Raw genomic sequence first — 12479 nt, forward strand, 5'->3', positions numbered from 1 at the left:
ATAATGGCCTCTTCCACCGGTCCGGCCAAGCCATTGCCATGCTGTCATCCCTTTTCCGCCGATTCGTCCGCGTCCTGCTCTGGTTTGCCGCCGCGAGCATCGTGCTGGTCCTGGTGTTTCGCTGGGTACCGCCGCCAGGTACGGCCCTGATGGTCGAACGCAAGGTGGAATCTTGGGTCAGCGGCGAACCGATCGACCTGCAACGCGACTGGGAGCCCTGGGACAACATCTCCGATCAGCTCAAGGTGGCGGTCATTGCCGGCGAGGACCAGAAATTCGCCAGCCATTGGGGCTTCGACATCCCAGCGATTCAGGCAGCGCTGGCCTACAACGAGCGTGGCGGCAGTATCCGCGGTGCCAGCACCCTGACCCAGCAGGTGGCCAAGAACCTGTTCCTGTGGTCGGGTCGCAGCTGGTTGCGCAAGGGCCTGGAAGCGTGGTTCACCGTACTGATCGAGCTGTTCTGGCCCAAGGACCGGATCCTCGAGGTGTACCTCAACAGTGCCGAGTGGGGCAAAGGCGTGTTCGGCGCCCAGGCCGCGGCTCGCTATCACTTCGGCATCGATGCCAGCCGCCTGAGCCGCCAACAGGCCGCGCAGCTGGCAGCAGTGCTGCCCAATCCGATCAAGTGGAGCGCCAGCCGGCCGAGTGCCTACGTCGCCAGCCGGGCCGGCTGGATTCGCCGACAGATGAGCCAGTTGGGTGGGCCGAGCTATCTGATGCAACTGGATGCTTCGCGCCGGCCTTGAGGGCGAGTGCAGCGTAAGCTTGGAGTTGTCGCGGCGCTCGATCTCAACAACGCAGCAACCCTCAAGACGAGCATAAAAAAACCGCCGCCCCGTCTCCGAGCCAGCGGTTTTCCAATCCCACCAAACTAGATCAAACCGCGATCAACGCCTTGACCTTGTTCATCGCGTTCTTTTCCAACTGACGGATACGCTCAGCCGACACACTGTATTTGTCCGCCAACTCGTGCAGCGTGGCTTTCTCCTCGGCCAACCAACGCTGGTAGAGAATATCGCGGCTGCGCTCGTCCAGACCCTGGAGCGCTTCGTGCAGGTTGCTGGTGGAGTTGTCGCTCCAGTCGGCGTCCTCCAGCTGCGTTGCCGGATCGTAGCGATGGTCTTCCAGGTAGTACGCCGGCGATTGGAACGCGCTGTCGTCGTCCGCCTCGGCGGCCGGGTCAAACGCCATGTCCTGGCCGCTCAGGCGGCTTTCCATCTCGCGCACTTCGCGAGGCTCGACGCCCAGGCTTTCCGCCACGCGATGGACTTCGTCGTTGTTCAGCCAGGCCAGACGCTTCTTCTGACTGCGCAGGTTGAAGAACAGCTTGCGCTGGGCCTTGGTGGTAGCGACCTTGACGATACGCCAGTTGCGCAAGATGAATTCGTGGATTTCCGCCTTGATCCAATGCACGGCGAAGGAAACCAGGCGCACGCCCATCTCCGGGTTGAAGCGCTTGACGGCTTTCATCAAGCCGACGTTGCCTTCCTGGATAAGGTCGGCCTGAGCCAGGCCATAGCCGGCATAGCTGCGTGCGATGTGCACGACGAAACGCAGGTGGGCCATTACCATTTGCCGAGCGGCCTCAAGATCCTGCTCGAAATAGAGACGCTCGGCCAGTTCACGCTCCTGCTCGACCGTCAGCAGCGGGATGCTGTTGACCGTGTGCACGTAGGCCTCCAGGTTCGCACCGGGGACCAGGGCATAGGCAGGTTGCAACGAAGTGGTCATTCAAGAACCTCCGACTCACTAGACTCGTGCCTTGTGGGCACTGCCAACATAGACCTTGAACCACTGTACAAGTTCCGAGTGGTTCACAAGATGAAAAAAAGTCAATGCTGGCGAAGAAAACTATCGTGGCGCCAACTCGTTCAGGTGTCGGGCTACCGCGATCCATGCACCGATATACCCCAACAAGACCGCTCCGATCAAGAGAGAAAGACCATCGGAGGCCGGCACCCCGCCCAGGGCGAAATCACTGTTGTACAACCCCGAAAGCCCTACCACTGCTTCGTTCAGCCAGTTCAGTCCGAACGCCAGGATCCCCCAGGCCAGCAAGCCCGCGCCCAGGCCGTACAGAGCGCCCATGTACAGGAAAGGCCGGCGTACGTAGCTGTCGGTGCCGCCGACCAGCTTGATGACTTCGATCTCGGTACGCCGGTTCTCGATGTGCAGGCGAATTGTGTTACCAATTACTAAAAGCAGCGCTGAAATCAGCATCACCGCCAGGCCAAAGACGAACCGATCACCCAACTTGAGGATGGCGGCCAGACGCTCGACCCAGACCAGATCCAGTTGCGCCACCTCGACCCGCGGCAATTCAGCCAGGCGCTGACGCAATGCCTCCAGGGCCGGCTTGTCCACCTCGGTTGGAGTCACCACCACCACGCCAGGCAGCGGGTTGTCGGGCAGTTCACGCAGGGCTTCGCCCAGACCCGACTGTTGCTGGAACTCCTCCAGCGCCTGCTCGCGGCTGACGTACTGGGCGTCAGCCACGCCGGGCATACCCTTGATCTCGTCACGCAGTGCCTCACCTTCGCGGCTGCCCGCGTCAAGCTTGAGGTACAGCGAGATCTGCGCCGCCCGCTGCCAGGAGCCGCCGAGTTTCTCGACATTCTTCAGCAGCAGCGAAAGGCCCATGGGCATGCTCAGGGCAACCGCCATCACCAGACAGGTGAAGAAGCTGCCGATCGGCTGCTTGCCCAGGCGCCGCAAGCTGTCGGCCAGACTGGCGCGGTGGCTTTCCAGCCAGGCGTGCAGCAGTGTGCGGAAGTCCGGGCCGTCGTCGTCATGGTCGCCGCGTTTTTTCTTCGCCGGCTGTGGGTCCGCAGGCTTGGGCGCGACGCGCTCGGAAACCTTGGGTGTACGTGTAGTGCTCATTGCCCGGCCTCCCCATCGCCGATCAGACGACCGCGCTGCAGGGTCAGCATGCGGTGGCGCATGCGCGCAATCAGTGCCAGGTCATGACTGGCGATCAGAACCGTGGTGCCGAGGCGATTGATGTCCTCGAACACACCCATGATTTCCGCAGCCAGGCGCGGATCGAGGTTGCCGGTCGGCTCGTCCGCCAGCAACAAGGCCGGCTGATGGACGATGGCGCGGGCGATACCGACCCGCTGCTGCTGGCCCGTGGACAGGTCCGCGGGGAACAGCTCGCCCTTGTCGGCCAGCGATACGCGCTCCAACGCCGAATCCACGCGTTTGGTGATCTCGGCCTTGGACAGGCCGAGAATCTGCAGCGGCAGCGCGATATTGTTGAATACCGTGCGGTCGAACAGCAGTTGGTGGTTCTGGAACACCACGCCAATCTGCCGGCGCAGGAACGGGATCTGTGCATTGCTGATCTGACCCAGGTCCTGCCCGGCCAGCATCAGCTTGCCGCTGGTCGGTCGCTCCATGGCCAGCAGCAGGCGCAACAAGGTGCTCTTGCCGGCGCCCGAATGCCCGGTGACGAACAGGAATTCGCCCCGGCGCGCCCGGAAACTCAGCTCATGCAAGCCGACATGGCCGTTGGGATAGCGCTTGGCAACCTGTTCGAATCGGATCATGGGTGCTCCCGCTCGGCAAACAAGGCTTTGACGAAAGGTTCGGCCTCGAACGTGCGCAGGTCATCGATGCCCTCGCCCACGCCAATGAAGCGGATCGGCAACTTGAACTGCTTGGCCAGGGCGAAGATCACCCCGCCCTTGGCGGTGCCATCCAGCTTGGTCAGCGCCAGGCCCGTCAATTCGACGCTCTGGTTGAAGTACTTGGCCTGGCTGATGGCGTTCTGACCGGTGCCGGCATCGAGCACCAGCAGCACCTCATGGGGCGCCTCGGCGTCCAGTTTGCCGATCACTCGGCGCACCTTCTTCAGCTCCTCCATCAGGTTGTCCTTGGTATGCAGGCGTCCGGCGGTGTCGGCGATCAGCACATCGATGCCCCGGGCCTTGGCGGCCTGCACGGCATCGAAGATCACCGAAGCGGAGTCGGCGCCGGTGTGCTGGGCGATCACCGGGATCTGGTTACGCTCGCCCCATACCTGCAGCTGCTCGACCGCGGCAGCGCGGAAGGTGTCTCCGGCGGCGAGCATGACTTTCTTGCCTTCGAGCTGCAGCTTCTTGGCCAGCTTGCCGATGGTGGTGGTCTTGCCGGCGCCGTTCACGCCGACCACGAGGATCACGTAGGGCTTGTTCTGCGCCTCGACCTTCAGCGGCTGTTCGACCGGACGCAGCAGCGCGGCCAACTCTTCCTGCAGCGACTGGTACAGCGCGTCGGCGTCGGCCAATTGCTTGCGGGCGACCTTCTGGGTCAGGTTCTGGACGATCGCGGAAGTGGCCTCGACGCCGACGTCGGCAGTCAGCAGACGAGTCTCGATCTCGTCGAGCAGGTCGTCATCGATGACCTTCTTGCCCAGGAACAGGCTGGCCATACCTTCGCCGATGCTGGCGCTGGTCTTCGAAAGGCCCTGTTTCAGGCGGGCGAAGAAGCCCAGCTTGGACTGTTCGGCGCTGGCCGGAGCTGCGGCAACAGGTGCTACCGGCTCTGGCGCCGGCCGCTCGGGGATGGCCGGCGGGGCCTTGGGTTCGAGGTCCGGGACCAGGGCGACGGGCTCTTCGGCAACGGGCAGGACCAGGTTGCTGACGGGCGCCTCGACGGGCTGGGCTTGCGGGGGCTGCGCGGCCTCTGGGACGGTCGCTATCGGCGCAGGGCACGGTGGCTCTGCTGCGGCGGGCGGCGCAGCCGCCGGCAAGCCGGTGTCTACAGGGGCCGGGGCCGGCTCCGAAGGCGGCACAGGCTCTGGTGCTGTGGAGGCTGCAGGGACCACCGGCGCGGGGGCAGCAGGCACCTCCACTGGCTCAGCCGGGGCCGGCGCAGGCTGGGGATCGACCTGCGGCGCTACCGGCTCTGCGGGTTGCGTGTCAGGGGCTTGTGGCTGTTCGGCGACAGGTTGCTGCGGCTTCTTGCGAAACCAGCTGAACAGGCCTTTTTTCTCGCCAGCCTCGGTCGGCGCTTTTTTGTCGTCGTTGGAACCAAACATGGAAGACGGCTATCTCAGGGTAGCGATGGGCCAGCATTGGCGCATCAGGAATTCTCTAAACGCAGAACAGACTATTTTGAATCCGGCTGGTTCATGCGCAATGTTTTGTCGTAGGGTCCTGTGGGCCAGAACGGCGACAGGCATGGTCGCCAGGCAACCGGATCAGTATCCTAGCACCTCCTGGCCCGCCGACGCTAAACCCTGCGGGCCGCCGAACAGGTCAAACACCGTATGAATGCTCTAGCCCGCCGCGCCGCTGGCCTGCTGCTCAGCACGCTCTGCCTGCCACTGGCCGCCTTCGCCGCCGATGTGCAGCCGACCCACGAATTCATTCTCGACAACGGCCTCAAAGTGGTCGTACGCGAGGATCACCGCGCCCCGGTCGTGGTTTCGCAGATCTGGTACAAGGTCGGCTCCAGCTACGAAACGCCCGGGCAGACGGGCCTGTCCCACGCCCTGGAGCACATGATGTTCAAGGGCAGCGCCAAGGTCGGCCCCGGCGAAGCCTCGCGCATCCTGCGCGACCTGGGCGCAGAGGAGAACGCTTTCACCAGCGACGACTACACCGCCTATTACCAGGTGCTGGCCCGTGACCGCCTGCCCGTCGCCCTGGAGTTGGAGGCCGATCGACTGGCCAGCCTGCGCCTGCCGGCCGACGAGTTCAGCCGCGAAATCGAGGTCATCAAGGAGGAGCGCCGCCTGCGCACCGACGATCAGCCGAGCGCCAAGGCCTTCGAGCTGTTCCGCAGCATGGCCTATCCGGCCAGCGGCTACCACACACCGACCATCGGCTGGATGGCCGACCTCGAGCGAATGAAGGTCGAAGAGCTGCGTAACTGGTACGAATCCTGGTATGCGCCGAACAATGCGACCCTGGTGGTGGTCGGCGATGTCACCGCCGACGAGGTCAAGGGCCTGGCCCAGAAGTACTTCGGCGCCATCCCGAAACGCGCCGTACCGCCGGCCAAGCTGCCGCTGGAACTGGCCGAGCCCGGTAACCGTCTGCTCACGCTGCATGTCCGCACCCAACTGCCGAGCCTGATCTACGGCTTCAACGTGCCGGGCCTGGCCACCGCCAAGGACCCCAGCACCGTACATGCCCTGCGCCTGATCTCGGCACTGCTCGACGGCGGCTACAGCGCGCGCATGCCGGCACGCCTGGAGCGCGACCAGGAGCTGGTGGCCGGCGCTTCGTCGAGCTACAACGCCTTCACCCGTGGCGACAGCTTGTTCATGATCTCGGCCACGCCGAACGTGCAGAAGCACAAGACCCTGGCCGATGTCGAAAAAGGCATCTGGCAGTTGCTCGATGAGCTCAAGACCACACCGCCGAGCAGCGAAGAGCTGGAGCGGGTGCGTGCCCAGGTGATCGCCGGGCTGGTCTTCGACCGCGACTCCATCAGTAGCCAGGCCACCACCATTGGCCAACTGGAGACGGTCGGCCTGTCCTGGAAGCTGATCGACAGTGAGCTGGACGAGCTCAAGCGCGTGACGCCGCAGGACATCCAGAATGCCGCGCGCACCTACTTCACCCGCGAACGCCTGAGCGTTGCCCATGTATTGCCCGAGGAGTCCGCTCATGAGTGATCGCAGCGCACCACGCTACACCCTGATCGGCGCTGGCATCATCGCCCTGGTGGTGGCCTTGGCCGCCGTGCTGGCACGCCCGGTCCACGCCGAAGCCGAGACCAGCGCCGCGCGCCCGGCCAACACCTTGCAGTCGCTGGCCGAGCTGGATGGCAAGACGCCCAGCCGGCGCCAGTTGAACATCCAGAACTGGACCACAGCCGAAGGTGCCCGCGTACTCTTCGTCGAGGCTCGCGAGCTGCCGATGTTCGACCTGCGCGTGACCTTCGCCGCCGGCAGCAGCCAGGATGGCGCCACGCCAGGCCTGGCCACCCTGACCAACGCCATGCTCAACGAGGGGGTGGCCGGCAAGGACGTGACCGCCATTGCCGAAGGTTTCGAAAGCCTGGGCGCGGACTTCGGCAACGGCTCCTACCGCGACATGGCGATCGCCTCGTTGCGCAGCCTGAGCGCCAAGGACAAACGCGAACCGGCGCTCAAGCTGTTCGCCGAGGTGGCCGGTAAGCCGACCTTCCCCGAAGACGCGCTCAAGCGCATCAAGAACCAGCTGCTGGCCGGTTTCGAGTACGGCAAACAGAACCCCGGCAAGATCGCCGGCAAGGCGCTGTTCGCCAAGCTCTATGGCGACCACCCCTACGCCCACTCCAGCGACGGCACCGCCGAAAGCATCCCGGGCATTACCCTGGAACAACTGCGCGCCTTCCACGCCAAGGCCTACACCGCTGGCAACGCGGTCATCGCCCTGGTTGGCGATCTCAGCCGCAGCGAAGCCGAGGCCGTCGCCGCCCAGGTCTCCGCCGCCCTGCCCAAGGGCCCTGCACTGGCCGCGCCAGCCGAGCCGGTCGAGCCCAAACCGGGCATGACCCACATCGACTTTCCGAGCAAACAGACCCACCTGATGCTCGCTGAGCTGGGCATCGATCGCCAGGACCCCGACTGGCCTGCCCTGTCCCTGGGCAACCAGATCCTCGGCGGTGGCGCCTTCGGCACTCGGCTGATGAGCGAAGTGCGGGAAAAACGCGGCCTGACCTATGGCGTATACTCGGCATTCAGCCCCATGCAGGTTCGCGGCCCGTTCATGATCAACCTGCAGACCCGTGCCGAACTCAGCGAGGGCACGCTGAAGCTGGTCCAGGAGATCCTCGCCGAGTACCTGAAGAACGGTCCGACCCAGCAGGAACTCGACGATGCCAAGCGTGAGCTGGCCGGCAGCTTCCCGCTGTCCAACGCCAGCAATGCCAGCATCGTCGGCCAGTTAGGTGCCATCGGTTTCTACAACCTGCCACTGACCTGGCTGGAAGACTTCATGCAGCAATCCCAGGCGCTGACCGTCGACCAGGTCAAGGTCGCGATGAACAAGCACCTGGCTGCCGACAAGCTGGTGATCGTCACCGTCGGCCCGAAAGTGCCGCAGAAACCGCTGCCGGCCCCCACTGACAAACCCGCCGAGCAACCGCTCGGCGTACCGGAGCACTAATGCCCAGATCCACCCCTCCCGCCCGCCCGCAAGCCGGCCAAAGTAAGGGCCAGGGCCACCTACGCATCATCGCCGGTGAGTGGCGCAGCCGCCGCCTGGCGGTACCGGACGGCGAAGGCCTGCGGCCGACGCCTGATCGCGTGCGCGAAACTCTGTTCAACTGGCTGGCGCCGTACATCGAAGGGGCGCGGGTGCTGGATGCCTTCACCGGCAGTGGCGCCCTGGTGCTCGAAGCGCTGTCGCGCGGCGCAGAAGATGCGGTGGCCCTGGACAGCAACCCGGCGGCCATCGCCAATCTGAAGAACAACCTCGAGATCCTCCGCTGTCCACGCGGCCAGATCCTTCAAACCGACGCCCTGCGCTACCTCCAGGGCCCGGCCAAGCAGCAGTTCGATCTGGTGTTCCTCGACCCGCCATTCCACCAAGACCTGCTGGCCGACACCTGCGCCCTGTTGGAGCAGAACGCCTGGCTGCGTGAGCAAGCCTGGATCTACACCGAAAGCGAAGTGGCACCGTCGAGTCTGGCGATGCCGGGCAACTGGCGTCTGCATCGCGAGAAAAAGACCGGGCAGGTGCATTACGCCTTGTGGCACAGAGATTGATCGGGCCGATGGCCACGAGTTGAAGACTTAACTACCGCCATTGCACCTCGGGCATGGCTGAAGCTGCTCCTTCCGATTCATCCAGGAGCAGTTCAGCCATGCCCGACACCTCACGTGCGCAATTCTCATTGCAGCACTTCACCCTGGCCAATGGCCTCAAGGTCTATCTGCGCGAAGATCATCGCGCCCCGCTGGTCAGCGTCCAACTCTGGTACCACGTGGGTTCCAGCTACGAGCCCGAGGGTCACAGCGGGTTATCCCACGCCCTTGAGCATCTGATGTTCGAAGGCAGCAGCAAACTGGCCGCGGGCGAATACTTCCAATTGATGTCGCGTCTCGGTGGCGATCCCAATGCCTATACCTTCTCGGACGCCACGGTCTATCCCGTCACCTTGCCTGCCAGCCGTATGGAGGTCGCCCTTGAAGCCATGGCCGATGCGATGGCCACGGCGACACTGAGCGAAGCACCGTTCGAGCGCGAACTCGCCGTCGTCATGGCAGAGCGCCGGGTAGATGTCGACAACAAACCTTTTGCCGTCGCTGTCGAGCAACACAAGCTGCTGGCCCACGGCAGGAGCGGCTACGCCACACCAACCCGCGGTTTCCGAGAAGACCTGCAGCAGCTGGCTCAGGCCGCGGCGCTTAGCTGGTACCAGCGCTGGTATCACCCCAACAACGCCACACTGGCGGTGGTTGGCGCCGCGCACCCGGCGCAATTGCGCACGCTGGTAGAGCGTCACTTCGGCGCGATTCCCGCTCATCCCCTGCCCATCGCGCCACTCCCTCGACACGACCAGACGCTAACCCGCCGCACGCAATCGGTGCGCATCGAGGGCCTGCGCGAAGGCCTGATCATGAGTTTCAACTGCCCTAGCCTGGCCACCGCTGATGACCCGACCCAAGCCCAGGCGTTGCGCCTGATCCCCGAACTGCTCACCCAGGGCGCCTCCGCACGACTGCAGCGCTCGATGGTCGCGGAACAACCGCTGCTGCAAGGCGTGAAAGGCGGCTATGACCTGCTGGTTCGCGGCGACGGCCTGCTGACGTTTAGTGCCTTCAACGACCCCGCCAAAGTCACGCCGGAGCAGGCTCAGGAACAATTGCTGCGGGAAATCAGCGCGCTTCGCCTGACGCCGCCCACAGCAGCAGAACTCCAGCGGGCCAAAGCCCAGCTGATGGCAAGAGAGGTGTTTGCCCGGGATGACATCGCCAAACAAGCCGACATGTTGGGCCGCATGGCCGCCTGTGGCCTCGACCCAACCGAACTGGAGTTCGAGACAACGATGATCGAGGGCCTGACCGACGTGCAAGTCTGCCAAGCCGTAGAAGCCTTCCTGAGCGACGACCGCCTGACGACCACTTTCATGAGTGGCATGGAGAGCCATGATGAATGACATGACCCGTTTGACTTCCCTCCAAGGGCTGGACCTCAACCACCTGGAACCTGTCGATACCCACGTGCAGACCTGGACGACCGAGGCCGGTACACGCGTCCAGTTCGTCGAAGCGCGAGGGCTGCCCGTCGTCGATCTGGTCCTGCGCTTTGGCGCCGGAGTCGTCCAGGACACCGACAAATCGGGCTTGGCTGCGCTGACGCTGTACATGCTCGATGAAGGCAGCGATGGGCTCACCGCGAGCGAGCATGCGGTGGCCCTGGAGCGCCTGGGCGCAGAAGTCAGCAAGGAGGTGCGCCTGGAAGAAGCCGTGCTGAGCTTGCGCAGCCTCAGCCAGCGGACCTTGCTCGACCCTGCCCTGGCACTGTTCGGCGCAATGGCCGCTAAGCCTGACTTTTTGCCGGCCGCGCTGGAAAAAGTGAAGTCGCAGACGCTCGCATATACCGCCTCACGCCTCAGAAACCCCATCGTGCAGGCACGCTCCGCGGCCTTCGGCTATCTATTCGATGGCCACCCCTATGGCAACCCGAACGGCACCACGCCGGAGGGAATCGAAGCCGTCACGGTAGACGACCTCAGGGCCTTCCACCGCAGAGCTTATAGTGCCAGCAACCTGCAAATGACTCTGGTGGGTGACCTATCCACTACCGAGGCCAAGGCCATTGCCCACCGCATCAGCCAGACATTGCCACAGGACTGGACAGCCCTACCTCCGCCAGCAGTGGCCGAAGTCCCTGCCATGACGTTGCATGTCGAGCGACCCGGCGCGAGCAATTGCGTGCTCCTCGCATTGCCCATGAACGTTCCGGCAAACGATCCGCAATTCCTGGCCATGGTGCTGGCGAGCGAGATCCTGACCTCAGGCCTGGACTCCAGGCTGATGACTGAACTGCGTCAGCGCAGGGGGCTGACCTATGACGTGAGTTCGAAGATCTCGGCGATGCGTTCAGGCGGCGTGTTCATGATCGAATGGGACATCGCCTCGGACCTGGTAGAGGCCAGCAAGACACTGGTCGGCACGCTGTTGCAACGGTTCATCGATGAAGGACCCACCGAGGCGGAACTGGAACAGGCTCGGCACCAGTTGGCTGGCGAGCTGCTGCGTAACGTTGCCCAGAACAAACGACTCGCCGGTTTGTTGTCGGCCACCGCCAGGCAGCGCCAACCAGAGGGCTATCTGAACGGCTACAACGCCATGCTGAACGGTCTCACCACGGGCGCAGTACGGGAAACCCTCAGGCGCAGGCTCGACCTGCGCCAGGCGGTGTGGGTAAGCGTGGGGCCAACCGTCGATCAGCAACCGCTGCCGGAACTGCCCGACACCGACTAATGGGTACAGACACAGGAGCGGTATTTCGTGGCACTCTAGACAGGCACAACACGAGTCGCCCAGCATGCCCAGTCTTACCGCCAGCTTCCGCCCGGCCACCGGCCTGTCCAATCCTCACCTGCAGACCCTGTGGGGACCGTTGTGGCGCAAGCTGCCGACGCTCGAACGCAACCGCGAGCGCCTATGGCTGGCCGATGGCGACTTCCTCGACCTGGACTGGCATGGGCCGCATCAGCCCGGCTCGCCCTTGGTGATGATCCTGCATGGTCTCACCGGCTCTTCCCATTCGCCCTATGTCAAAGGCTTGCAGCAATCGCTGCAGGCCCGCGGCTGGGCGAGTGTGGCTGTGAACTGGCGCGGCTGTTCGGGTGAACCGAACCTGTTACCACGCAGCTATCACTCTGGCGCCAGCGAAGACCTGGCCGAAGTCGTCGCCCACCTGCAAGCCCAGCGGCCCATGGCCCCACTGTATGCCGTGGGCTATTCGCTGGGCGGCAACGTGCTGCTCAAGTACCTGGGTGAAAGCGGTACGGCCAGCGGGTTGGAGGCGGCCGTGGCGGTGTCGGTGCCGTTTCGCCTGGATCTATGCGCCGACCGCATTGGCCAGGGCTTTTCCAAGGTCTACCAGGCACATTTCATGCGAGAAATGCTTGCTTATGTGCAGGTCAAGCAGCGTCACTTCCGTGACCAGGGGCACCACGAACGGCTGGCCACCCTGGACCGCCTTGGACCCTTGCGCAACCTGCGTACGTTCTGGGATTTCGACGGCAAGGTGACAGCCCCGCTCAATGGTTTCGCCGATGCCCAGGACTACTATCGCCGCTCGTCGAGCCGCTATTTCCTGGGGCAGAACCGCACACCGACACTGATCATTCAATCCGCCGACGACCCTTTCGTTTCCAGCCACAGCCTGCCAACGACCAACGAACTGGCGCCAAGGACGCAGCTAGAGTTGCATGCGCGCGGCGGCCACGTGGGCTTCGTCGAGGGCAGCCTGCGCAATCCCAGCTATTACCTGGAGCGGCGAATTCCGCAGTGGCTGGTCGAAGGCAGTTAAACCCTTCAG

11 protein-coding genes are annotated in these 12479 nt (G+C 63.9%); 7 read left to right on the plus strand and 4 right to left on the minus strand.

Annotated features, from left to right (window positions below):
* The first annotated feature begins 38 nt into the window (after positions 1–38).
* Positions 39–749 (plus strand): monofunctional biosynthetic peptidoglycan transglycosylase, encoded by a 711-nt coding sequence (gene mtgA / locus KY379_RS07875; protein WP_409977264.1) that lies wholly within the window; start codon positions 39–41, stop codon positions 747–749.
* Between the two features lie 130 nt (positions 750–879).
* Here mtgA and rpoH read toward each other — a convergent pair whose 3' ends face one another.
* The 4 genes from rpoH to ftsY all read right to left on the minus strand — a co-directional run bounded on the left by rpoH (position 880) and on the right by ftsY (position 5023).
* Complete coding sequence (rpoH, locus tag KY379_RS07880; protein ID WP_133325067.1) at positions 880–1734, minus strand: RNA polymerase sigma factor RpoH; 855 nt, start codon at positions 1732–1734, stop codon at positions 880–882.
* Between the two features lie 120 nt (positions 1735–1854).
* Positions 1855–2883 carry a permease-like cell division protein FtsX gene (gene ftsX / locus KY379_RS07885; protein WP_133325069.1) on the minus strand — a complete coding sequence of 343 codons (1029 nt, stop codon included), beginning with the start codon at positions 2881–2883 and terminating at the stop codon, positions 1855–1857.
* Positions 2880–3551, minus strand: coding sequence for a cell division ATP-binding protein FtsE (gene ftsE / locus KY379_RS07890; protein ID WP_133325071.1), 672 nt, complete (start codon positions 3549–3551; stop codon positions 2880–2882). The genes ftsX and ftsE overlap by 4 nt, the downstream gene beginning before the upstream one ends.
* Positions 3548–5023, minus strand: a complete 1476-nt coding sequence (gene ftsY / locus KY379_RS07895; protein WP_261239580.1) for a signal recognition particle-docking protein FtsY — start codon at positions 5021–5023, stop codon at positions 3548–3550. Before ftsY ends, ftsE begins: the two co-directional genes overlap by 4 nt.
* Before the next feature lie 231 nt (positions 5024–5254).
* Here ftsY and KY379_RS07900 point away from each other — a divergent pair, with 231 nt between their 5' ends.
* The 6 genes from KY379_RS07900 to KY379_RS07925 all read left to right on the plus strand — a co-directional run bounded on the left by KY379_RS07900 (position 5255) and on the right by KY379_RS07925 (position 12470).
* Positions 5255–6610: a M16 family metallopeptidase gene (locus KY379_RS07900; RefSeq protein ID WP_133325077.1), complete on the plus strand. Its 1356-nt coding sequence runs from the start codon at positions 5255–5257 to the stop codon at positions 6608–6610.
* Positions 6603–8087, plus strand: a complete 1485-nt coding sequence (locus tag KY379_RS07905) for a M16 family metallopeptidase (protein WP_261239581.1) — start codon at positions 6603–6605, stop codon at positions 8085–8087. The genes KY379_RS07900 and KY379_RS07905 overlap by 8 nt, the downstream gene beginning before the upstream one ends.
* Positions 8087–8689 carry a 16S rRNA (guanine(966)-N(2))-methyltransferase RsmD gene (rsmD, locus tag KY379_RS07910; protein WP_261239583.1) on the plus strand — a complete coding sequence of 201 codons (603 nt, stop codon included), beginning with the start codon at positions 8087–8089 and terminating at the stop codon, positions 8687–8689. Before KY379_RS07905 ends, rsmD begins: the two co-directional genes overlap by 1 nt.
* A 98-nt stretch (positions 8690–8787) precedes the next feature.
* A complete protein-coding gene (locus KY379_RS07915; RefSeq protein WP_261239584.1) occupies positions 8788–10083 on the plus strand; it encodes a M16 family metallopeptidase in 1296 nt (431 codons plus the stop codon).
* 1 nt (position 10084) lies between these two features.
* Complete coding sequence (locus KY379_RS07920) at positions 10085–11413, plus strand: M16 family metallopeptidase (protein ID WP_230385164.1); 1329 nt, start codon at positions 10085–10087, stop codon at positions 11411–11413.
* 64 nt (positions 11414–11477) lie between these two features.
* On the plus strand, positions 11478–12470 hold the full coding sequence (locus tag KY379_RS07925; RefSeq protein ID WP_133325087.1) for a hydrolase: 993 nt from the start codon (positions 11478–11480) through the stop codon (positions 12468–12470).
* Positions 12471–12479 lie beyond the last annotated feature (9 nt).

The organism is Pseudomonas sp. HD6422 (assembly GCF_025377065.1).
Classification (GTDB): Bacteria; Pseudomonadota; Gammaproteobacteria; order Pseudomonadales; family Pseudomonadaceae; genus Aquipseudomonas; species Aquipseudomonas putida_U.